The organism is Dyadobacter ginsengisoli DSM 21015 (genome assembly GCF_059568735.1).
In genome coordinates this window covers 222566-245670 of the sequence record NZ_JCANTY010000012.1, presented here as the reverse complement: position 1 = coordinate 245670, position 23105 = coordinate 222566, and the positions used below count along the sequence as shown (strand labels likewise).

At 49.1% G+C, this 23105-nt stretch carries 17 protein-coding genes; 13 read left to right on the top strand and 4 right to left on the bottom strand.

What is annotated here, in order from left to right; translation table 11 throughout:
- The first annotated feature begins 2 nt into the window (after positions 1-2).
- The 11 genes from BP71_RS34740 to ppk1 all read left to right on the top strand — a co-directional run bounded on the left by BP71_RS34740 (position 3) and on the right by ppk1 (position 15070).
- Positions 3-1316: a vanadium-dependent haloperoxidase gene (locus tag BP71_RS34740; RefSeq protein WP_496386279.1), complete on the top strand. Its 1314-nt coding sequence runs from the start codon at positions 3-5 to the stop codon at positions 1314-1316.
- Positions 1317-1397: 81 nt separating this feature from the next.
- Complete coding sequence (locus tag BP71_RS34735; protein WP_496386278.1) at positions 1398-2135, top strand: hypothetical protein; 738 nt, start codon at positions 1398-1400, stop codon at positions 2133-2135.
- 108 nt (positions 2136-2243) lie between these two features.
- Positions 2244-3182: a hypothetical protein gene (locus BP71_RS34730; RefSeq protein ID WP_496386277.1), complete on the top strand. Its 939-nt coding sequence runs from the start codon at positions 2244-2246 to the stop codon at positions 3180-3182.
- Positions 3183-3476: 294 nt separating this feature from the next.
- Positions 3477-3773, top strand: coding sequence for a hypothetical protein (locus BP71_RS34725; RefSeq protein ID WP_496386276.1), 297 nt, complete (start codon positions 3477-3479; stop codon positions 3771-3773).
- A 52-nt stretch (positions 3774-3825) separates the two neighbouring features.
- Complete coding sequence (locus BP71_RS34720; RefSeq protein WP_496386275.1) at positions 3826-4152, top strand: hypothetical protein; 327 nt, start codon at positions 3826-3828, stop codon at positions 4150-4152.
- 192 nt (positions 4153-4344) lie between these two features.
- Complete coding sequence (locus BP71_RS34715; RefSeq protein ID WP_496386274.1) at positions 4345-5223, top strand: ThuA domain-containing protein; 879 nt, start codon at positions 4345-4347, stop codon at positions 5221-5223.
- Positions 5224-5267: 44 nt separating this feature from the next.
- The gene (locus tag BP71_RS34710) at positions 5268-8441 is read left to right on the top strand and encodes a PVC-type heme-binding CxxCH protein (protein ID WP_496386273.1); all 3174 of its coding nucleotides are present in this window, start codon (positions 5268-5270) and stop codon (positions 8439-8441) included.
- A gap of 196 nt (positions 8442-8637) precedes the next feature.
- Positions 8638-10332, top strand: coding sequence for a hypothetical protein (locus tag BP71_RS34705; protein WP_496386272.1), 1695 nt, complete (start codon positions 8638-8640; stop codon positions 10330-10332).
- 41 nt (positions 10333-10373) lie between these two features.
- On the top strand, positions 10374-10511 hold the full coding sequence (locus tag BP71_RS34700) for a hypothetical protein (RefSeq protein WP_496386271.1): 138 nt from the start codon (positions 10374-10376) through the stop codon (positions 10509-10511).
- Positions 10512-10620: 109 nt separating this feature from the next.
- Positions 10621-12576, top strand: a complete 1956-nt coding sequence (gyrB, locus tag BP71_RS34695) for a DNA topoisomerase (ATP-hydrolyzing) subunit B (RefSeq protein ID WP_496386270.1) — start codon at positions 10621-10623, stop codon at positions 12574-12576.
- A 172-nt stretch (positions 12577-12748) separates the two neighbouring features.
- Complete coding sequence (gene ppk1 / locus BP71_RS34690) at positions 12749-15070, top strand: polyphosphate kinase 1 (RefSeq protein WP_496386269.1); 2322 nt, start codon at positions 12749-12751, stop codon at positions 15068-15070.
- 5 nt (positions 15071-15075) lie between these two features.
- Here the strand turns inward: ppk1 and BP71_RS34685 are convergent, their stop codons facing one another.
- The 3 genes from BP71_RS34685 to BP71_RS34675 are packed head-to-tail and all read right to left on the bottom strand — an operon-like array spanning position 15076 to position 19563.
- The gene (locus tag BP71_RS34685; RefSeq protein WP_496386268.1) at positions 15076-17550 is read right to left on the bottom strand and encodes a bifunctional UDP-N-acetylmuramoyl-tripeptide:D-alanyl-D-alanine ligase/alanine racemase; all 2475 of its coding nucleotides are present in this window, start codon (positions 17548-17550) and stop codon (positions 15076-15078) included.
- A 37-nt stretch (positions 17551-17587) separates the two neighbouring features.
- Complete coding sequence (gene corA, locus BP71_RS34680) at positions 17588-18703, bottom strand: magnesium/cobalt transporter CorA (protein ID WP_496386267.1); 1116 nt, start codon at positions 18701-18703, stop codon at positions 17588-17590.
- A gap of 8 nt (positions 18704-18711) precedes the next feature.
- Positions 18712-19563 (bottom strand): universal stress protein, encoded by an 852-nt coding sequence (locus BP71_RS34675; protein ID WP_496386266.1) that lies wholly within the window; start codon positions 19561-19563, stop codon positions 18712-18714.
- A 418-nt stretch (positions 19564-19981) separates the two neighbouring features.
- On the opposite strand from BP71_RS34675, the gene BP71_RS34670 reads away from it, so the two are divergent.
- Together BP71_RS34670 and BP71_RS34665 are read left to right on the top strand one after the other, a co-directional pair.
- On the top strand, positions 19982-21382 hold the full coding sequence (locus tag BP71_RS34670) for a dicarboxylate/amino acid:cation symporter (RefSeq protein ID WP_496386265.1): 1401 nt from the start codon (positions 19982-19984) through the stop codon (positions 21380-21382).
- Between the two features lie 26 nt (positions 21383-21408).
- Positions 21409-21762 (top strand): ArsC family reductase, encoded by a 354-nt coding sequence (locus tag BP71_RS34665; RefSeq protein WP_496386264.1) that lies wholly within the window; start codon positions 21409-21411, stop codon positions 21760-21762.
- On the opposite strand, the gene BP71_RS34660 is transcribed toward BP71_RS34665, so the two are convergent.
- The gene (locus BP71_RS34660; RefSeq protein ID WP_496386263.1) at positions 21759-22988 is read right to left on the bottom strand and encodes a THUMP-like domain-containing protein; all 1230 of its coding nucleotides are present in this window, start codon (positions 22986-22988) and stop codon (positions 21759-21761) included. The two genes, BP71_RS34665 and BP71_RS34660, sit on opposite strands and share 4 nt — an antisense overlap.
- Positions 22989-23105: the final 117 nt, after the last annotated feature.

Here is a 23105-nt window from a genome sequence, read left to right as displayed (position 1 = left end):
TAATGCGCCGGATTTTACCCTTATTATTGATCCTCTGCCAATCCGCTTTTTCTTCACCTGCCAGAGAGGAGCTGCGCAAGCATTTGCAACCTGCTGTATTCTCGGTAACAATGGTGATGATCCACGACGTGGTGAACCCGCCCGCAGCCAGCCGCTTTTACACCTATTGCCTCCTGGGTGCGCATGAGATCGTCGCGCGCAACAACAAACAGATCGTAGCACCCACGCTGCTGACCAGGAGCATCAATCCTGTTGCGATTGAAACAAAGGACTATGATTACCAGATAGCTGCATTATACTGCATCCTGGAAACAGGCCGGCTCATTATTCCCTCGGGTTATATGTTGGAAGAAGACCAAAAAAAGTTGGTGATCGCATTGCTGAGAGAAGGTTATTCGCAAAGTATCCTCGATAAATCGATCGCAGTGGCACAAGAGGTCGCTAAAAAAGTCGCTGCCGACGTGTCCACGGATGGATATCTCAAATTGAGTACCCGGCTTCGTTACAGGCCAAAAAAGGGCGATGGCTACTGGTATCCGACGCCTCCCGGTTATATGGAAGGCGTAGAGCCTCACTGGAAAACGATCCGGCCTGTGCTGATCGATTCCTGTAATCAGTTTGTGCCGAAGCCGCCGGTCGAGTTCAGTAAGGACAGCTCAAGCCAGTTTTACGGGTTGGCAAAGGAAGTATATGATGTCAGCAAGAACCTGACTGAACAGCAGCGTTTCATCGCCTCTTACTGGGATTGTAATCCGTTTGCGATCAATACATCCGGGCATATGAATATCGGTTTTAAGAAGATCAGTCCCGGCGGGCATTGGATGAACATTACCGGGATCGCGACTGCCAAAGTGAATCTGGACCTCGACAAAGGCATCATGGTGCATTCCCTGGTCGCGGCAACGCTTATGGATGCATTTATCAGCTGCTGGGACGAAAAATACCGGAGCAGCAGGATCAGGCCGGAAACCGTGATCAACCGCACGATCGACCCGAAATGGCAACCGTTGCTGCAAACCCCTCCCTTTCCCGAATACACCAGTGGACACAGCGTGATTTCGACAGCCGTTGCGGAGACCTTAACCTACCTTTTGGGAGACAATTTCACTTTCCGAGATGACACCGAAGTTATTTTTGACTTGCCAACCCGCGATTTCAAGTCATTCCGGCAGGCTTCCGAAGAAGCAGCCATTTCGCGGTTGTACGGCGGGATCCATTACCGCGATGCCATCGAAAACGGACAGGAGCAGGGAAAGCACATTGCTGCCTACATTATCGAAAAACTCAAAAAAAGCGGCGTTAAACCGGCCTTGTGACATTTTATAGCAGCCGGAAAGTCTAATGTGACCTGAAAATCGTAGTTTTGGGAACTCTTAAATCGCCGCGTTCCGCAAATAATGATCAGATCTTTTGCCGCCCTGTTAATGTTTTTGGGTATGCTTGGCCACCGTGCAAGCGCCCAGGAAGCCTCGGTAACCGAATGGAGGAAAGACCGTGAAGAGGTTTTTGAACATTCGGAAAAGGCGGCTGTCAAAGAAAAAAATGTCGATACGCCCGGGCTTCCCAAATGGACCTTCGGGCTCAATGGTGGTTACGCGTACCGGTTGTTCAGGGCGGGAAGGGTTACCAGTCATGACGAGCAGGCGTATCTCAAAGACCTGAAATCGGGCATTTCCTTTGGCGGCGATGTGGCCTTTTTCCCCTGGAAGCACGTCGGTTTTGGCTTACGTTATGAAATGTACAAGGCACGAGCGACAATGGACAGCTCGCAGAGCGAGAAAGTCACCATCCAGCATTTGAGCGGGGCTCTGATTCACCGTTCCGTTCTGAAAAACGGGAGGACCGCCGTGCTCACTTCCTTACTCCTTGGGTACCAGCCCTATGAAAACAAAAGTACCGTCGGGGCCCAGCAGTTGACATTTTCGGGCAAAACCATGAACTGGGGCGTCAGCGTCGGCATCGAGCAACCTATCAGTCCCAAGTTCGCCCTTAACCTCACCGGAACCGCTATGATGGGGGCTATCTATCGCCTTCAACGCAAGACCGATATCAACACGGAGACATTGCATTTGTCGAAAGATGACAGTGTTGACCTGTCGAGGTTTTCGCTGACATTGGGGTTCCGGTTTTTATAAATTCCAGACAGTAAGTCATTCACTACCCAGGATAATTGCATGGCTATACGCACGTGATGAGCCTTAATTTGAGCAAAAGGATCCATAGCAAACATCGTCGCGTGTGATATGACTTTATTCTTGCTTAAAACTTCCATCCTGCTTAGTATGATCGCCGCCTGGCATATTACTGCCGGACAGGTTCAAAAAAGAGCTTACGGCGATCGTATCGATGTCAGAAGTGTGCCGGAAGACAAAAATACTGGTGCGGAATGGAAGCGTATTTTAGATTTCCGAAACGGTCGTTCGAATGATTCAATTGCTATTCTGACAAAGCATTTTTCCGTTGCAGAAAGGGATTGGTATGCATTAATAGCTAGTCGCGAAGCCTACTGGGAGTACATGATCGATTCCTTGGCGGTGCCGTTCGATGGCATAATGATCAAAAAAGTAGCGATCCTAACGGGCTTAGGAGGCGTAGATGATACGTTCACTTTTGGCAATGAGACGATATGTTTCGATTTGTCGGTATTGGAGGCCAATTACGGCAATGCCAAATCGGCTGACAATGCCAATCGGATCGATCGGTTGTTTGCACATGAAATGACCCATCTGTTCCATAAAGAGTGGATGAAAAGCGTTCATCTCGAATTAAGGACTTTCAAGGATAGTATCCTCTGGGAGTGCATTTATGAAGGTATGGGCACTTATCGGTCACTGTCAAAAAATTGGTTGCCGACAGGCAATGCTCTGCCAGCGGCAACTTCGACAGCCTTGGCAACATTGCTTCCTGCATTCATCATTAATATGGAAAGCGTGTGCAATGCAGACAGTCTTGATGCAAATCAAAAGGCCGGTATTAGAAGAAGCCTTTCACGGGGAGTGATCTCAAAAAAGTGGGGCGCGTTCCCGGTCGCAATCTGGATAGCGGTCTTCACAAATAATGACGCAGAAAAGTTAAAGACCATCATCGAATGGGGTATCGATGCACCGATTTGGCTTGCTATCCGGAATACTCGACCCGATAGTACGCAACTGTGGAATCTGATCCAATGTTTAAAAAAGTAAGCACTATCTGCCACCTCCAACGCGAAACGGAGTTCAACACAGACGCCGCATTTGTAAAAAGAGGCCGGTGTAGATCTGTCGATGTCTTCGCAGACATTGGGGCTCAGATTTCTTTGAACCCGTTTGGTATTGAGGAGGTGTAGTGAACAATTTGCTGCTCCGCTAATTTTTGGCATTATTTGCCTGCGATATCGCTTGCACATACTTGGAAATCAATCACGAAGATTTTTTGCAGCCTCTATGGGACACGGTTTTGAAATCAAAATAAATGACAAACAACCGATTAGAGCCGGTATGGATGCAGGTAAATATGTCGTAACCTGTATTTTGGATGCCATGCGCCGAGGGGACAATCCGGAGGAGGAGCTCAATATCACGATAAGTGGGCTTAACAGCATTGAAGACGTACACATGGAATGGCTAAATGCGGAGTTGCGACCCGGCGATACGGTCCAGATTACAGTAGTTCGCGGCAACTATGACCCGCCGTGTAATACCCGTCCGAGAATGACAGGAGAGGATATCATTGCGCAGAAATTGAAGTATTATCATGCGTTAAGGGAGGAATTGAAAGAGTTTTTGCAGGAATGACCGATATTTTGGATTTTACGACTACGATAGGAAACGAACAATTAAGTCGGATATGTCATTCAATAAAAAGCAAAAATTGGTTGTTGGTATACTGGGAGGACTCCTGTTTTTGCTGGTGATTGTTGAAGGCTGCATCATTATAGATCAGGCAGTGACGATTACCTATATGAAAGATGGTTATGTAAAAACAAAAGATGAATTCGCAGGGATCATTTCAATCATCAACACCACCGACTTCTCAAAGAACCAAATAGAAAAGAGCCTGAAACGTTACCCCGCATTTGAAAAGGTGAATTTCTCGGGCGACACCATTCAGATGTATCAGCACGAACTGGTTTTTAGCAATGGCAAGTTGCTAAAGATAGTTTCCACCTATTGATTTTAGAGGGACTATTGCATATCAGCAGATTTATTAGCTCCGGCAGCGCCGACCGGCCCTGCAATGGCTTTGTGCAGGATAACACAGGATACCTGAGAATTCAATTATAACTAACTAGGGGAAAAATTGCATTTAGGAGTCTTCTAGATTATATCTCTTTACTCAATAAGCTTGTACCTTAATCCTTTCATCATGAAATTGAAACAGTTCTGCATATGCTTCCTTTTTGCGGCATTTGCAGTGGTGGCCGGTGTGCATTCGGTGGTCGCGCAATCCGCTAAAAAAGACAAAAAACCGCTGGTCGTTTTTGTTACCGGCGATCACGAATACAGCGGGGAAGAAACCCTGCCAATTGTTGCCGCCGAACTGGAAAAGAACTACGGCATGCGTACCATCGTCCTGAAAGCCAACCCGGACCATAACAGCGAAAAGAACATTCCCGGCCTAGAAGCATTAAAAGACGCCGATCTGGCAGTTTTTTACCTGCGCTGGCGTCAGCTGCCGCCGGACCAGCTTGCGCATATCGAAGCTTATCTCAAAACTGGTAAACCGGTAATGGGTTTCCGGACCACTACCCACGCATTCAATTTTCCGAAAGGGCATGAAAGCGAAAAATGGAATGCATTCGGTGAGTTTGCACTGAATTCGCCTCCGGGATGGGGCGGAGCAGCGAAACATACGCATTACGGCCACAATAGCAGTACCGATGTGACTGTAATCGCGGAACAGGCCAAGAACCCTATCCTCGCGGGTGTGAAGGGTCCATTCCATGCGCGCTCATGGTTGTATCGGGTGCTACCCGATTATCCTACAAAAGGCTCTACCTGGTTGTTGATGGGCAAATCAGTGAACCCGGACAAGGAGGCGATCGAAAACCCCGTTGCCTGGACAGGTACCAACTCGTTTGGAGGACGGGTATTCATGACTACACTTGGTCACCCGGAGGATTTCAGGCTGGAACCTTTCCAAAGGCTCGTCATCAATGCGATCCATTATGAACTGGGACTGAAGGTTCCGAAAGAATGGAAAGGCAAAATGGATATCCAGGTACCTTACCGCGAAGCCAAATAGTTTTCACAAATCGCTACCCAAAGCCCAACTTAAAATCATTTCAAATGTCTAAACCCAAGAAAATCAGCGTTTATTCGTCGCTCATTGCATTTGGCCTGGCGGTTATCGCATTCAGCGCATTCAGGCTGAACCAGCCCGCCCCGATCACCATTGCCAAAGGCGCGCACATATCCCTGATCGGCAACAACCTGGGGTCGAGGATGATGAATTACGACAATTTCGAAACCGAATTGCATGTTCGCTATCCCGATCAGAATCTCTTCATACGCAACATGTGCGATGGCGGGGATACCCCGGGATTCCGTCCTCACGCAAGCAGGAACACGCCCTGGGCATTCCCGGGCGCGGAGAAGTTTCAGACAGAGCTCGCCAACCCTTCCCAGAGCGAAGGGCATTTCGATACGCCGGACCAATGGCTTACCCGCCTGAAAACCGATGTGATTGTTTCTTTCTTCGGTTACAACGAATCGTTTGAAGGAAAGGCCGGACTGGCAAATTACAAGGCCGAACTCGATGCATTTATCAAATGGACATTGGCCCAGAAGTACAATGGCACATCGGCACCACAGCTGGCGATCGTTTCTCCTATCGCATTCGAAGACCTTTCCGACAAATATGATCTGCCCAACGGTAAGAAGGAGAACGCGAACCTGCTGATGTACACGCAGGCAATGAAAGAAGTAGCTGACCAGAACGAGGTGCTTTTCGTGGATGCTTTTGCACCATCACAGAAATGGTATGCGGAATCCAAAGAGCCTCTGACAATCGATGGCTCGCAGCTAAACGCAGAAGGCTATAAAAAGCTGGGCGTGCTGCTCGCAGACAAAATTTTTGGAAAAGCACCTGAAAAAGCTGCCAAAAACCGAGCATTAGTGCATGATGCCGTTAGCGAAAAGAACTGGATGTGGCATAATGATTTCAAGATCCCCAATGGTGTACACGTTTACGGACGCCGCTATAACCCTTTTGGACCCGATAACTACCCTGCGGAAATCGAGAAAATCCGTCAGTTGACGGATATCCGCGATCAGGCGATCTGGGTTGCTGCTTCCAAAGGAGAGAAAACAGATCTGGCGGCGGCGGATAAAAGCACACGTACGCTGCCGCAGGTAAAAACCAATTTTAATCCCGAGAAGAATGGGAGTCTCACTTACCTGTACGGTCAGGATGCATTAAACAAACTGAAAGTGCCGGATGGCTATAAAATCGAACTTTTCGCTTCGGAGCAGGAATTTCCCGATCTGGCGAAACCCATGCAGATGTCATTCGACAACAAGGGGCGTCTCTGGGTAGCGACCATGCCGAGCTATCCGCATTACAAACCCGGAGATTCGAAGCCCAACGATAAGATCATTATTTTGGAAGATACGAACAACGATGGCAAAGCCGACAAGCAAAGCGTATTTGCCGACGGGCTGCATTTGCCGCTTGGGTTCGAAATTGCGAAAGAAGGGGTGTACGTTTCCCAGGGGACCAATCTGAAATTGCTCTCGGATACCAATGGCGACGGCAAGGCAGACAAGGAAGAGATCCTGCTGAGCGGTTTTGACGACCACGATACGCACCACAACAGTCATGCATTCACTGTAGACCCATCCGGGGCGATCTATTCAGGCGAAGGGGTTTTCCTGCATACCAATGTTGAAACGTCTTACGGGCCTGTTCGTGCCACCAATGGCGGATTTTACCGTTACGCGCCGCAAAGGAAAAAGCTGGAACGGACCGCGCAGCTTTCAATCCCCAATCCATGGGGTATCGCATTCGACGATTGGGGCCAGCCGTTTTTTGCGGAAACATCGAGCCCGGATGTACGCTGGATGTTGCCGGGATCCGTATTGCCGCGCTATGGCGAAGCAACGCACAAATCGGTGCAGCTGGTGGAGGATAAGCACCGGGTACGTCCGACGTCCGGTCTGGAATTTGTATCGAGCAGGCATTTCCCGGATGATATTCAGGGAGATTTCCTGATCAATAATACCATTGGCTTTCTGGGAACCAAAGAGCACACGCTCACGGATGACGGTACCGGCTACAAAAGTCACCATCGCCAGGATCTGGTGGTAAGCGAGGACCGCAATTTCCGTCCGGTAGATATGGAATTCGCACCCGACGGTTCATTGTATGTGATCGACTGGCATAATATCCTGATCGGACACATGCAGCATAATGCACGTGACCCATTGCGCGATCACTCGCACGGACGGGTGTACCGTATTACGTATCCGTCACGTCCGCTGGTGAAGCCCGCTAAGATCGACGGGGCGAGCATTGAAGAACTACTGGATAATCTGAAATTACCGGAATACCGTACCCGCTACCGCACCCGCCGGGAGCTTCGTGGCCGGGATGTGGCACAAGTTCTGTCCAAACTGAATGTGTGGGTGGCTAACCTCGACAAAAATGACCCGCGTTACGAACATCATTTGCTGGAAGGTTTGTGGGTGAGCTGGGGGATGAATAAGGTGGATCAGAAGTTGTTGAAACAAATGCTGAAGGCGAAAGACTACCATGCGCGTGCCGCTGCCGTTCAAGTGGTCCGCTATACGGGGCACCAGCTTCCCGACCAAGCTGAATTACTCATGCAGGCAGCCAGAGATGAAAACAGCCGGGTGAGGCTGATGGCCATCGTTGCGGCATCGTGGATCGGAAAAGAAAAGGGCTTGCCTGTACTCGCGGAGGCGAAGAAGCTGGCGCTGGACGATTGGACTATTCATGCGTACAACACAGCGGTAGCGCATTTGAAAGGGGAGAATGTCAAGCGCGAAAAGCAGACCGTCGTGGCGACCAGTCTGAAGGGGCAGGATCTGGTCCTTTTCAACCAGGGCAGGCAGATCTATGCCAAGGAAGGGTATTGTGTTACCTGTCACCAACCCGACGGCAAGGGATTGGAGGCGTCCGGTTTTCCTCCGCTGGCAGCTACCAACTGGGTGACGGGCAGCGACGAGCGGCTGATTAAAATTGCATTGAAGGGGTTGCTCGGGCCGATCGAGGTGAATGGCAAGAAATATCCCGGACAGGTGCCGATGACGCCGTTCGCGGGTTTGCTCAAAGATGATGAAGTAGCGGCAGTGCTCACCTATGTGCGGAATTCGTTTGGCAACAAAGGACCTGCCATTTCACCTGAAAAAGTGAAACAGGTGCGGGCAGCTACCGAAAGCAAAAAGGATTTTTACTCGCCGGAGCAACTGCTGAAAGACCACCCGCTGGAGAAAATGTAACCAACAGGTTGATCCAATGTATAAAACAGACAGAGCGGGAGATTTTTCTTCCGCTCTGTCTGTTTTACCGCAATTTAATTCGATATTTTCGGTTACTAAGAAAAGCAAATGAAGTTTACGAATACAGGGGATAATGGTTTAGATTTGCTAAGAGGCGTTCATAGTCTTACGAACTATACAACCACATCTATCAGTTATGCAGCGTTTTTTACCGGCGGTTTCCATTTTTGTTGTCATACTCTTATACTTTCTCTACAACTTTCATTTTTCGGTCAATTTTCCTTATCAGGATGATTTTCTCCTAATTCAGTTCATAGAATTAGTTTCGGAAGGGGAGCTCGACTTTTTTGGTCTGATCAAGGAAATGTTCAGAACTTTCAACGATCATAAGGCGGTGATACCGAGGTTTATTTCTTTGGTGGAGTACCAATTGACGGGACATCTGAATTTTCGCTTTTACATCGTTTTGGTGCTCATCAATATTATCTATATCTTCTATTTTATTTATCTGAATTTTAAAAAAGCAAAGCTTCCGCTGCTTTATTTTCTTCCGGCACCTTTCCTGTTTTTCCATCCGTTGTACCATGAAATTTCAGGCTGGGCTTTAAATGGAATGCAGCATTCCTATCTCACCGCATTTACCGTTTCGGCCATCATTCTGGCCTCCAAACGCACTAAAGCTGCCTTTTGCGGAGCAATGCTCTGCTGCTTTCTGGCCACGTTCACGCATGGAAATGGCATTCTTTCATTTCCGGCCATTATTTTCTTTTTTTTATGCCTGAAGGACTTTCGGTATGCGATCATGACGGGTGTTCTCATGATCGTTTGCCTCGCTATTTATCTGGCGGGTTATGAATCGGGGCAGGCGGTCAATTTGCCGAAGGATGCGCTGTCGTTCTTTTTGTCCTTATTCGGATTTATTGGTTCTGCAATGTCACTGTGGGCGGATCCGATATGGTGGTCGGCAATCTGGGGAGCAGTGATTGTGGTATGCATGGTGTTGGTTGCCATCCGTGTTGCGGGTATTTATTTCAAAAGGCCGGTTCAGGTGAAGCCCGGGACGGTGGAGCTGCTGACCCTTTTTGCATTCATTTTCATTACCAGTACGGTCATCGCATTGTTCCGGTCATGGGCGGGCACGACGATCGCGAGCAGGTTCCAGATCTATGCGTCGTTATCGACAGTGATTCTCTACATTTTCCTGGTGATGTACACGGATTTCTTTTGTAAAAAATCAGTACTTGGCCTGGTAACGGCGCTGAGCATTTTTTACTGGGGCTACTCGCATTATGCTTTCACGGGAATTGTTGCGGCTAAGAAAACCACCTATCTGGCAGATGTCTACAACTGGACGAACAACCGCAATATGTTTTCAGTTGAAAGGACTATCGTCATCAATGGCAGCTTTTATCTGTTGCCGGCCTACAAGAAGGGCTTTTTTAAGTTGCCGGAGCCCGCCGTACAAAAAGAGGAGCTGAATGCCATGTTTCAAACCGGACCAAAGCTTGTCAACACCGGGGTGTACCTCGACAATTGGGATATCACGCGCGTCGTACGCGACGGGACAGACCATTTGACCTACTATTTTGTGACGAGCAATACGTTTCCCGCACGCAAACGTTTCTGGGACGATCGTTTCCTCGTGCTCCGGCATACCGGTACCGGTGCTACCTTCCTGATGAATGCCAATCCGAAATTGGAGGCCAGAAAGCATATCATCACCACAGGGGACTATTATAAAAGTGGCTTCAACAGTATGATCAGGCCTGACGATCTGGATACAGGTACCTATGATTTGGGCGTGCTGGATGTGAGCGGGCAGGGGACGAAATCATTTTACCGGATGGATAAATCCCTGGTCGCATCCGGCAATGGGTTGGCGTTGCAATAGCCGGCTATTGCCCGTTAGCCGGTCGCAAGCAAGCGGCATTGATGACCCATCATCTTGCGGTGGCGGCACTCGCTTTTGCAAGTACCGGCGGCCATTTCGCCGGACACGCTAACGATGAGGTTTTCTATATCAGGCTCCTGCCGCGATGGAAGCGGATTCGCCGGGAAAACGATCTCTGAAGGGAGGTTTGATACTGCTTTTGCTAGGTAAAACCATAAAAAAATCGTATCTTTACGTGCTTAAAAAGCCAGATAATGGTTCTTTTTATCCAAGTGTAAAACAAACTATATGTCAAACGAAGCAGTGCTTGAAGTGAACAGCTATTCAGCTGAAAATATCCAGATTCTTGAAGGTTTAGAGGCCGTTCGTAAACGTCCGGCGATGTATATCGGTGACACTGGTTTCAAAGGAGTTCACCACTTGATTTGGGAGGTTGTTGATAACTCCATCGATGAAGCGATGGCGGGTTATTGCGACACCATTAATGTTTCGATAGAAAAAAACAATTCGATCACCGTAAAGGATAATGGTCGGGGTATCCCCACCGGCATGCACCCCAAGGAGAAAAGATCTGCTCTGGAGGTTGTTTTGACAGTACTCCACGCCGGTGGCAAGTTCGATAAAGACACATATAAAGTATCAGGTGGTTTGCACGGGGTAGGAGTATCCTGCGTGAATGCATTATCCATTCACCTGCGCGCGGAAGTACACCGAGAAGGTAAAATATTCGAACAGGAGTTTAGCGAAGGCAAGCCCTTGTATTCAACACGGGTTATTGGTGACTCGGACAAAACGGGGACCATCATCCACTTCCTTCCGGACGCGACAATTTTCACGGTAACTGAGTTTAAGTACGAAACGGTAGCGACCCGTTTGCGGGAGTTGTCATACCTCAACAAGGGTATTCGCATTACCCTGGAAGATAAACGGGAAGAAGACGAAGACGGTAAATTCCGTGGCGAAGAATTCTATTCAGAAGTAGGTTTGAATGAATTCGTGACCTACCTGGACGCAACCCGTCAGCCATTGATCCCCGAGCCGATCCATATGGAAAGCGATAAGGGTAGCATACCTGTTGAGGTAGCCATGATGTACAATACCTCGTACAGCGAGAACGTGTTCTCCTATGTGAACAACATTAATACAATTGAAGGAGGTACCCACGTCTCAGGTTTCCGTGCTGCTCTGACCCGTACGCTGAAAAACTACGCCGAGAAATCGGGTATCCTGACGAAGGAAAAGATAGAGATCAGCGGGGACGACTTTAGAGAGGGGCTTACGGCGGTCATCTCGATCAAAGTTCAGGAGCCTCAGTTCGAAGGGCAGACCAAAACAAAGCTCGGAAACAGCGAAGTAACCGGTGCTGTGAGCCAGGTGGTATCGGAAATGCTGGATACTTACCTGGATGAACACCCCAAAGAAGCCAGGGTCATTATTGACAAGGTTATTCTTGCTGCAAAAGCGCGCATCGCGGCGAAGAAAGCCCGGGAGATGGTGCAGCGCAAGAACATTCTGACGGGGACAGGTCTTCCTGGAAAGCTTTCCGACTGCTCCGAAACAGATCCCAATGTTTGCGAACTATACCTCGTTGAGGGAGACTCGGCGGGTGGAACCGCGAAGCAGGGACGTAATCGGGCTTACCAGGCGATTCTTCCGCTTCGGGGTAAGATCCTGAACGTCGAGAAAGCGCAGGAATACCGCATTTATGAGAATGAGGAGATCAAGAATATGTTCACCGCAATGGGTGTGCAGATCGGCAAGGATGGGGATGAACGTGCGTTGAACATTGATAAACTCCGTTATCACAAAATCGTGATCATGACCGATGCGGATATCGACGGAAGTCACATTCGTACGCTGATCTTGACATTCTTCTTCCGTTATATGAAGATTCTGATCGATCAGGGTTATATCTATATCGCCCAGCCGCCATTGTATCTCGTGAAAAAAGGCCGTGAAGAGCGGTACTGCTGGACCGAGGCGCAACGTGAGGAGGCGGTGAGAGCAATAGGCGGAGGGAAAGAGGATTCGGTCAACGTACAACGCTATAAAGGTCTCGGTGAAATGAACGCCGAACAATTATGGGAGACTACGATGAACCCGGAACGCAGAAGCCTCAAGCAGGTTTCCGTAGAATCGGCAGCAGAAGCAGATCACCTGTTCTCTATGCTGATGGGAGATGAGGTAGCCCCTCGCCGCGACTTCATTGAGAAAAATGCTAAATATGCACGTGTGGACGTCTAGCCATTAGCCCAAACCGCAATATGGAAAACGGATGGCTGTCAGATACGGTCATCCGTTTCTCTTTTTTGGAACGAAAATTTAACACAAACTTCATCGATCCGAAAACAATAGATTGTTTAGATTCGTTGAAATTTTATTGCCATCCTGATACACTTATTAATAGCATAACGTTATGTCCGGCTCATCCGACCCTATATATAGCAACGAAAAAAGAAGCAAGCTGACCAATTTGTTCGCGCTCTTCAAAAGTCCGAAAGAACCAACCGCGGCGGATGACGCCAAGGTAGTCAGTTCATCGGAGAAGGCCATTACGCAGATGCAGCAAAGCGATTTGATCAGCAGGGACCTGAGCTGGCTGAAATTCAACGACCGCGTGCTGGAACAGGCCACCAATGAGGAACGCAATCTGTTTGACCGTCTCAAATTTCTGGCTATTACTTCGTCCAATCTGGATGAGTTTTTTACCATCAGGGTAGGTAGTCTTTACAACTATCTGGATTTTGGCAAAGAACGCCTCGATTATTCAGGACTGCGCGAAATCCCGTTCAGGAAAGTGCTGATGCGCGAGCTGCACGATTTTGTGCGCCGGCAGAATGAATGCTACAGGGATCAGCTGATGCCATTGTTTACCAAACATGGCTTCCGTATCGCGGGAATGGATGAAACTACCGCGGAGGAGAAAGCGGCCATGGAAGAGTATTTCGACAGGACGGTGTATCCGATGCTCACGCCGATGTTGTTCGACTACACGCACGCATTTCCGGTGCTGCTGGCCAAAGTGTTAATTTTAGGGGTGATCACGCAAGTGAAGGGGACCACTTCTGAGGAAGACAGGAAACTTTCTTTTGTACAGCTCCCTCAGAATCTTCCGCGCTTTTACGTCATCGAGCGGGAGGAGGAATTGCTATTCCTGCCGATCGAACTCATTGCCAAAACCCATATCAACAAGCTTTACCGGAATGTGGACATTGTTTCCACAAACCTGTTCAGAATTATCCGCAACGGGGATTTCACGCTGGAAGAAAGTGATGATATTGAAGCAGATTTTATTGACGAGATCAAGCAAAAAATTAAAAGCCGGCGGCTCGGTCGGGTGGTACAGGTGTCAGTGGAGCCGGATACTAATCCGGATTTACTCAATCTGATCAAGAAGCGCTGGGAAATCGACGATCATAATGTATTCCCGATCGACGGGATGATCGACTATACTTCGCTTTGGAGCATTATCCGGCATCCGGAATTTAAAGACCAGATTCCGCCGATCCGCCCCCCGGTGCCGCCGCTGGGGCTGGACCGTGAGCGTATTCCCGATATTTTCGAGGTAATGCGGGAAAGGGATATTCTCCTCCATCATCCTTACAACAACTTCGAACCGGTGTTACAGTTGCTGGAACAGGCCGCCGAAGACCCAAAGGTATTGTCCATTAAACTGACGATCTATCGCCTTGCTAAAAATTCCCGCGTAACGGAGGCGCTTCTGCATGCGGCAGAGAACGGCAAAAATGTAGCCGTATTATTCGAAGTGAAGGCCCGTTTTGATGAGGAAAACAATATCAAAGAAGCGCAGCGGTTGCAGAAGGCAGGCTGTTTCGTTATTTATGGAATTGGTCTGTTGAAAACACATACCAAACTGTTACTGATCGTCAGAAATGAGGGTAACCGGGTATTGCGGTATGCACACCTATCGAGCGGGAACTATAATGAGGATACCTCGAGACTCTATACTGATACTGGTCTTTTGACTTCCAATGAAGAATATACCCATGACATTTCCGAGTTTTTCAATGTCATTACAGGGCATTCGATCCCCTCGGAATACCAAAACCTCATTACTGCCCCACGCTACATGCGTGCGAAGCTGATCGAACTGATCCAGCAGGAAGCGGAGAATGCGAAAGCCGGCCTGAAAAGCGGTATTTGTATTAAAATCAACTCCCTGGAAGACAGGGACACGATCTATGAACTGTACAAAGCTTCCGAAGCAGGCGTTCCCATTCGTTTGATCGTACGGGGCATGTGCTGCCTGCGGCCGAAACGCAAGGGGTTGAGCGAAAATATCACGGTCCGCTCATTAGTAGGGGATTTTCTGGAACATTCACGGATATTCTACTTCCACCAGAATGGTAATCCGCTGGTATACGGAGGCAGTGCTGATGCCATGGTCCGGAGTTTCGATAAAAGGATCGAATCACTCTTCAAACTGGTCGACCCGAGGGTGCGCCAGGAGGCCATCCATATTCTATATTACAGTCTGAAAGACAATGTAAATGCCTACGAAATGCAAGAAGACGGGGATTATGTGAAATGTGAAATAGCGCCTGGCAGCGAGCCATTGAACATACATGAGGCGTTTTACGATGTGACGCTCGATCAGGTTATGGCTACGCATTTATTTGAAGCGGAAGATCAGCAGCTGGAAGCCGCCACAGCGACGACTTCCGGACCTGACCATGCTGACGCAGAAATGCAGCAAGCCGCCGAAGCAGAAAAGTAGGTTAATTATTCTTTGTAAAATACACGCTTGACGCGGTCTCCGATTCCCGTCAGGATTTCATAGGGGATGGTGTTGATGGTTTTCGCGAGTTCCGTAATGGGAACTTCCTTGCCGAAAACGATCACTTCATCCCCTTCTTCTACCTGCGCATGGGTGACGTCGATCATGGTCATATCCATACATACATTGCCAATAGTAGGGCATAAGGTACCATTCACCCACATTTTTCCGACACCATTGCCCAGTCCGCGGTCATAACCATCGGCATACCCAATAGCCAAGGTGGCAATGGCTGAGTCGTGGTTCACCTGGCCTTTCCGGCTATATCCGACAGTTTCACCTGATGTCAGATATTTGACTTGTGAAACAATGGTTTTCAAAGTGCCTACCGACTGTAATGCCCGCTGATCCTGGCCGGTTGCTTCGACGCCATACAGCCCGATACCCAGCCGAACCATGTCGAGGCGGTATTCGGGGAAGCGTACAATGCCGGCAGAGTTGAGAATGTGTTTAATGGTCTGGTAGCCCAACGCGCCTTCGATCAGCCCGGCGCCTTCCATGAACTGGGCGTACTGCTTTCTCGAAAACTCGTTATGCACGCCTTCGTCAGCACCTACCAGGTGGGTGAATATGCTGGCTACGCTGATAGCCGGGTTGAGACGAAGCTCTTCCAGGAGCCATTCGTAGTCGTCCTTTACGAAACCCAGCCGATGCATACCCGTATCGAGCTTTAAATGCACGGAAGGGGCCTGCGTGGGCTCGCCCTTTTTTCCGACGTATTCGATCCAGTCGCTGAGGATCCGGCGGCTGTAAATTTCCGGTTCCAGCTTGTACTGCCAGATCAGATCAAACGTCGGTAAGGTAGCATTCATTACCATAATAGGAAGTGTAATGCCGTTTTGCCGCAACATGACACCTTCATCGGTGTAGGCCACGCCCAGGTAGTCGGCACGATGGTACTGTAGCAATGCAGCTACCTCAGAGCTGCCGCTGCCATAAGCAAATGCTTTCACCATAGCCATGATCCTGGTGCCCTGGCCAGCCCGTGCCCGGTAATAGTTCAGGTTATGCACCAATGCATCGAGGTTGATCTCAAGGACAGTGCCGTGTACCTTTTGCTGTATCCTGTGGACAATCTTTTCAAATGAGAAAGGACGGGCGCCTTTCACGAGTACGAGTGTGTCTGCGAGTGAGTGAAAGGCAAATGTTTTGAGAAAACTATCTGTATTGTCGTAAAACTCCTGTTCGGGGATGTTGAACAGGGCTGCCTGGCTGCTGATTTGCTTCCCGATGCCGATCAGCCGGTGGATGCTTTTTTCACTCAGCAGCCGTGCGACGAGTTTATATAGTTCTGCCGGCGTTTGTCCGGTTTGGAGCACGTCCGACAGGATCACCGTTTTTTTGTGACGTTGTTCCTGCTGTGCGAGAAAATTCAGCGCCATCGACAGCCCCTGCAAGTCGTTGTTGTAAGCGTCGTCGATAATATAGGAGTGGTTGATACCCTCTTTCAGCTCCAACCGCATGGAAACCGGTTTCAAAAGCAGAATACGCTCCTGTATTGTCGCAGCTTCAATGCCAAAGTCAAGCAAAAACACAATGCAGTGGGTCAGGTTTTCCAATGAAGCATCGTCACGGAAGCCTGTTTCAAAAGTGTGGTCGCCGAGTTTTCCTTTCAGCGAAATAATGGTTTTGTCTTTTTGAGGCGCAAAGGTTACCTGTACATGCGCGCCGGAATAGTTACTTCCCCAGCTCAATGTTTCGAGGAATGCATTCACCGGTTTGAGGATGAGACTGATTTCCTCATCGATCTCATGGTAATCCTTGCGGTATATCAGCTTTTTGACCTTGGTAAACAAACGCAGTTTTTCTGTAATCTTCTGTTTCCGGCTTCGGAAGCCATCATCATGAGCAGGCCCGATATTGGTGAAAATACCCACGGTAGGCTGCATTACGGGTTGCAGGTATTCCATTTCGTGTGCTTTCGAAATCCCTGCCTCGAAAATGCCGACCGTGTGCTCCTTGCCCAGGTTCCATACCGATAGCGGTACCCCGATCTGCGAATTGTAGCTTTTCGGACTTGCAATAATGCTTCTACCAGGCGAGAGCAGTTGGACGAGCCATTCTTTGACGATCGTCTTGCCGTTGCTGCCCGCAATGCCCACTACCGGAATGTCGAATTGTTTTCTCTTGTCGGCGACAAGCTGTTGCAATGCACGGATACTTGACGCTACGATCCAGATTTTGGCGTCGGCCCAGGTAGAAACCAGCTCACGGAGCTCGCCGGTAAAGGAGGGTTCTTCCACGACAAACTCCCTGACACCCGCATCATACAAGTCTGGAATGAACCGGTGACCGTCGTGACGTTCGCCATTGATCGCAAAAAAAATACTTTGACCGGGAAAGGAGACCTGACGGCTGTCGGTTAGTATATATTGGGCCTGTGTAGTTACAAAAGGGGATGTGTTGACGGTAAGACTCATTCCAATGCGCGTTAATCAGAGCACAAAGGTATCAATCCTACATCCATTTTTTAGATTTGAAATAAAATATCATCCCCACTGTGACCGCGATCATCAACCCCCAGACATAGTAGTAGCCGTATTGCATTTTAAGCTCGGGCATGAAGTCGAAATTCATACCGTAAACCCCCACAATAAATGTCAGCGGCATAAATACCGCTGAGAAGATCGTCAGGGTTTTCATGACGGAGTTCATGCGGTTGCTGATGGTAGACAAATGGACGTCCACGAGGCTGGCCAGCAGTTCCCGGTAAGAGTCAATTGTGTCCAGCACCTGCATGATGTGGTCGTAGAGATCCCGGTAGTAGGGGATTGCCTCCCTGCTAATCTGACCGTTGTCTTCCCGGATGAGTTGATTGACCATGTCGCGCAACGGCCATATTTGCCGTCTGGCCAGCGTGAGCTCGCGTTTCAGCGCATACAAATCTTTGAGGGAAAGATCCTCCTCCCCCCGGATAACCTGATCCTCGGTGGCATCCAGCGCGTCACCGAGCTTTTCAAGGACGATGAAGTAGTTATCGACCACTACATCTATTAATGCGAACAACAGGTAGTCCGGCCCATTGCGTCGGGTTTTGCCCACGGATGCTTCCAGCCGGTTCTCTACGGTTGTGAATATATCGCTGGTGAGTTCTTCCTGGAATGATAAAACGTAGTTTTTGCCCAGCACAAAGCTGACATGCTCCGAAGAAATGCTGATCGGAGATTCGGAATCGACATGGAGCATTTTGAGGGTAAGAAACAAATGCCCCGTGTCGTACAATTCCAGTTTGGGTTTGTGTTCGGTATTGACAACATCTTCCAAAAGCAAGGGATGGAGCGCGTAGAAAGTGCCCAGCTTCTCGATCAGCGGGGTTTCATGGATACCGTCTACATTTAGCCAGGTAATATAAGACTCGCTGCTCCCGGCAGCTCTGCAGTCGTCCAGCGATTTCACGGTCTCGTCCTTGTACATGCTTTCGCTGTACCGGATGCGGCGGATCTTTGTTTTTAAGCCAATTTCTGGCCCTATGTATGTCAGGGTGCCCGGCGACGTAAGCAGGCCACGTTTTTTGTACCGTTTGGATTTTCTGACGCCGCCGTTCCGGGGCCGGCTACTTTCTGTCTTATTCAAAACAGTCCCTATTTAAGGTGAAACACAAGCAAAGGTACGTGTGTATCGATGATCAGCTTACGGGTTACGCTCGGATTGATCAGGAATTCTTCGATAAACGACCGCTGCCTCGACGACACGATGAGGAGGTCGGCCTTTACCTCATCGCAATAGGCTTCGATACCATCGAGCACATGCCTGTCTTCGCGGATCACGATCTGGCCCTCCCGGATATCGAACTGGGATCTGATCTCTGCAATATATTGGTTGTCGGGCTGAATATCAGGCTGCGAATCGGATTTGATTTTCAACAGCGTCAGGTTCGCGCCGAGCTGGTTCATCAGTACAAAAACTTCCCTTAGAATATCTTTCTCCTCGTATTCGAACTGAGTTGCGTACACTACTTTCGTGAACTTGCCCAATTCGGCCTGCGGAGGGATCACAATCACCGGGCAAGGTGCATGCAACGCGATTTGCGTGGCAGAGCTGCCGATGAGCTTATCGAGGAACCCACCGGTTCCCGTGCGTCCAATTACGATGAGGTCGGGCATATGTTCTTCAATGGCCTCGTCGATGGCGGATTGGATACTGCCAAGCGCCCACACGGCCCGCGCCTTGTAGCCTTCTGCTACTACGCTTTCAGCATATTCGTCGAGGCGGTTGCGGAATTCTTGTTCCAGGTCTGAGGTAAGAGTCAGAAAGTCAGCTCCTCCTATACCTGGCATCACATTACCGGGTGTGACATTCACATCCGCTATATAGGGTTGATAAGCGTGCAGGATCAGTAGCTCCGTTACATCTTTTTCGGCAATCATTTTAGCGGCGGATAATGCGCGTTCTGCATTTTCCGAAAAGTCGATGGCAATCAGTATGCTTCTCATGCTCTTAAAGGTTGATATGGGGGTATGGATTGTCCGAACATATCGATTTTAGCGGCGCCAACCAAGAACTTTGGTCATCTTTTGATCTACGGATCGTATTTCAAGGAGATTTAATATTCCCGTAATCTTGCAGGTTTCAAATTTTGTGCCAAATTGAACCATGGTTGCGACTTTCCGGTGAATCTGCTTGGGCTGGCTGTTTGTATTTTGCATTTGTCCAATACATTTGAGAGCCTGAGGTAAACAGTTGTTTATTTTAAAAATCTTCTTTCATTTAGTACAATCTTTCATTTTTATTGTTCAAAACCTATTATAAATTTTGTGTTTTGTTCAAAATGCATTGCCTTGGGTAGCTGGGCTTAATTTGATTTTTTATAAGTTTACCGTTACAAACTATTTCCCATTCCAAATCTCCTGTATGAAGAGCAAGATTACCCTTGTCAATATCGTCCTGGTTACTATTGCCGCGATAGCTTCTGTTTTAAGTGCCTATGACATCCTGCCGTTGCCTGATAATGTGCTGATTGGTCTTCGCTGGCTGGCATTGGCAGGGTTGATCGTTTACGCGGTCCTTAAAAAGAACCTGACGACTTCAATTCTCATCTCCATGCTGGTCGGGACGGAAATCGGTTATGATTTTCCGAAGATGGGAACCGAGCTGCATTTCCTGCGGCAGATCTTCCTGCAAATGATCAAGACGGTGATCGCTCCCTTGCTTTTCGCTACACTGGTGACAGGGATCGCGGGGCATTCCGACCTGAAACAGGTAGGCCGTATGGGTTGGAAATCGCTGTTGTATTTTGAAGTCGTTACCACATTTGCATTGATCATCGGGTTGGTTTTTGCCAACTGGTTCAAACCCGGTGTAGGGATTATCCCACCTGAAAGCCTGAATGCGACCCTGCCGAAAGTAAATCAGCAGACCTGGCAGGAAATCGTCCTGCATTCTTTCCCTGAAAACGTTGCCAAATCCATCTACCACGGAGAGGTATTGCAGATCGTTGTTTTCAGTGTTTTGTTTGGAATAAGCCTGGCATTGCTGCCATCGGTGAAGAAAGAGAAATTTGTACATGGTGTCGAGCTGCTGGCGGAGGTTATGTTCAAGCTCACCAAGATCATCATGTATTTCGCGCCGATTGGCGTCGGTGCGGCCATTGCCGAAACGGTGGGGCATATGGGGATCGATGTTCTGAAAAACCTGGCCTTGTTGCTGGCTACACTATACTGTGCATTGATTGTATTCATTCTGCTGGTGTTTGTGCCGATCGCGATGATCGCGAGAATCCCGGTCATCAAATTTGCCAAAGCTATTTTCGAACCGGTTTCGATTGCATTCGCTACTACGAGTTCCGAATCGGCCTTGCCGAAGGCGATGGAAAAGATGGAGAAGTTTGGCGTGCCACGGCAGATCGTATCTTTCGTCATGCCCACGGGTTATAGCTTCAACCTGGACGGATCTACATTGTATCTCGCATTGGCGACGGTGTTTGTGGCACAGGCTACCGGAACCGAAATGTCGGTGGGGCAACAGTTTACAATGGTGCTGCTCCTGATGCTCACGAGCAAAGGCGTGGCCGGTATTCCCCGCGCCACTTTGGTGATATTATTGGGCGCGATCGCTAACTTTGGCATGCCCGAATGGCCTGTATTGCTGATCATGGGGATCGACGAACTCATGGATATGGCCCGCACTTCTGTAAATGTGACCGGTAACTGCCTCGCTACGGCGGTCATTGCACGTTGGGAAGGTGAGCTGGATGATCAGAAAATGCACGATTCGGACAAGGTTGTGGAAGAAGCCGTCACCACTCAGGTATAGTTTAAGTCATTTTCAGAGTAAATTTTATGTTGACCGTTTACGGAATCCCTAATTGCGATACCATTAAAAAAGCAAGGACCTGGTTGGATAAGCATCATTTGGCTTATCAGTTCCACGATTACAGAAAAGACGGCATCACTGCCGAGAAGATATCAGGCTGGTTCAGCGAATTTCCCTGGGACAAGGTCCTGAACAAGGCTTCGACTACCTGGAAGGAGCTGGGGGAAGAGGAAAAGGCGAAGGTTACCGACGAGAAATCGGCGGCGGCATTGCTGGTTTCCTACACTTCGGCCATTAAAAGACCTTTAATCGAGGACGCCAGCGGTAAAGCGGTGACCCTGGGCTATTCTGAAAAGGTCTACGAAGAGAAATTTCTTTAGTCGGGTTTGATACAAACGATCACGACTCTGGAGTGATCGGCGAGGGTGGTGGCGAACAGGTAATGGTCGCCACCATCTTTTAGTTTCCACTTCTTTCTCAATTCCTCGGGCTTAGCCGGGAAGTTTCGCGTAGTGATGTGGGCTTTGCCTGCCGGGATATATTTGGAAATTTCCCTGATGTCGGGTTTACAAACGGCCATGACCTTGAAGATACGCCCCGGGAAATCCGTCACGTACTGCTCCGATGTGTACAGCTGGCTGTGTACCGCGAGTTTATCAACCCGGTAAGCCGTGCAGAGGGTTTTGAATGCGCCTGCTTTGAGTATGGCTGCGTGCGGTTCATACAGATAATGGAGCGGCGGCGCATAGCTCGGGACGGCAGCACGCTCGCCTTCACGGTCGAAATCGAGAAGGTAAACAGGCTTGCCGTCCGCATCTACAACACGCACCTTGATGATAAAGTCCAGCCCTTCCAGGTCGCGGTCGAGTACGAAGAGCAGCTCTTTGCATTCCTGCTCATAACCGACCACATGGACTTCTTTGAGTTTTTGCAGCTCTCTCGCGGCGAGATCGATATCAAGCAGGGGCGAGGTTTTGATCATAATATGTCGGGCAGCTTGCAGGAATGTCGGCAGGCTGGTCACGACATCCGGGGTGCAATCCGCGAGTTTTACCACTTTTTCCTTGTTGGCATCCCGGCGTGCGGGATCGGCGTAAAGCCAGTCGGTGGTAATCCCTCCGCTCACCATGGCTTCGAGGGAGTCGCCCGTGTGTACGTGAATGTGTGACGCGCCCAGATGAGCGAAGTTAAATGTAGCGGTAGCTGCGACCTGAGGTTGATGCTCGTAGTAATGCGTTTGCATGAAGTTCCGGCTCATGTAGTAGCAGTCGATACCCATCCCGCCCGTTATATCGACCAGTTTGTTACCGGAAGCAAGGCTTCCCTTGTAATGCGCGGTAGCCTCCGAAGAGCATTGTTCCACCGATAATGCCGGGGGAAAGATCAACTTTTCATGGGCCGACCACTCCGGTAGTTTTTTAAGTGCCTTTTGCCGCGACTGGATCTGCATGGCGAGCTTTTTTACGTCGAGCCCTTTGTACTTGCCTGCTTTCAGGATCAGCTCGCCCGGGTTGTCATGCAGATGCGCCTGTATGAAAGCGATCTCTTCTTCTGAAAAACCTTCTTCTGCCCGGTGTGCAGGGGCCTTATCGGGATGGATATTCATTTGTTCAACTGGTTCGAAGCGCGAAAGTACATCTTTTTGGCCTGCCCCGGGAGTGGGGAGCAATGAAATGGATTTTTGAAATATTATTAGAATGATAACAATTGTTGGGCTTTCGCT

Excerpts from the sequence above, each read along its gene's own strand:
- BP71_RS34700 (WP_496386271.1), top strand. The coding sequence starts at position 10,374 with ATGACCCATCATCTTGCGGTGGCGGCACTCGCTTTTGCAAGTACCGGC.
- BP71_RS34665 (WP_496386264.1), top strand. The coding sequence starts at position 21,409 with ATGTTGACCGTTTACGGAATCCCTAATTGCGATACCATTAAAAAAGCA.
- BP71_RS34705 (WP_496386272.1), top strand. The coding sequence starts at position 8,638 with ATGCAGCGTTTTTTACCGGCGGTTTCCATTTTTGTTGTCATACTCTTA.
- BP71_RS34730 (WP_496386277.1), top strand. The coding sequence starts at position 2,244 with ATGACTTTATTCTTGCTTAAAACTTCCATCCTGCTTAGTATGATCGCC.
- BP71_RS34685 (WP_496386268.1), bottom strand. The coding sequence starts at position 17,550 with ATGAGTCTTACCGTCAACACATCCCCTTTTGTAACTACACAGGCCCAA.
- gyrB (WP_496386270.1), top strand. The coding sequence starts at position 10,621 with ATGTCAAACGAAGCAGTGCTTGAAGTGAACAGCTATTCAGCTGAAAAT.
- BP71_RS34675 (WP_496386266.1), bottom strand. The coding sequence starts at position 19,563 with ATGAGAAGCATACTGATTGCCATCGACTTTTCGGAAAATGCAGAACGC.
- BP71_RS34715 (WP_496386274.1), top strand. The coding sequence starts at position 4,345 with ATGAAATTGAAACAGTTCTGCATATGCTTCCTTTTTGCGGCATTTGCA.
- BP71_RS34720 (WP_496386275.1), top strand. The coding sequence starts at position 3,826 with ATGTCATTCAATAAAAAGCAAAAATTGGTTGTTGGTATACTGGGAGGA.
- BP71_RS34670 (WP_496386265.1), top strand. The coding sequence starts at position 19,982 with ATGAAGAGCAAGATTACCCTTGTCAATATCGTCCTGGTTACTATTGCC.
- ppk1 (WP_496386269.1), top strand. The coding sequence starts at position 12,749 with ATGTCCGGCTCATCCGACCCTATATATAGCAACGAAAAAAGAAGCAAG.
- BP71_RS34740 (WP_496386279.1), top strand. The coding sequence starts at position 3 with ATGCGCCGGATTTTACCCTTATTATTGATCCTCTGCCAATCCGCTTTT.
- BP71_RS34660 (WP_496386263.1), bottom strand. The coding sequence starts at position 22,988 with ATGAATATCCATCCCGATAAGGCCCCTGCACACCGGGCAGAAGAAGGT.
- BP71_RS34725 (WP_496386276.1), top strand. The coding sequence starts at position 3,477 with ATGGATGCAGGTAAATATGTCGTAACCTGTATTTTGGATGCCATGCGC.
- BP71_RS34710 (WP_496386273.1), top strand. The coding sequence starts at position 5,268 with ATGTCTAAACCCAAGAAAATCAGCGTTTATTCGTCGCTCATTGCATTT.
- BP71_RS34735 (WP_496386278.1), top strand. The coding sequence starts at position 1,398 with ATGATCAGATCTTTTGCCGCCCTGTTAATGTTTTTGGGTATGCTTGGC.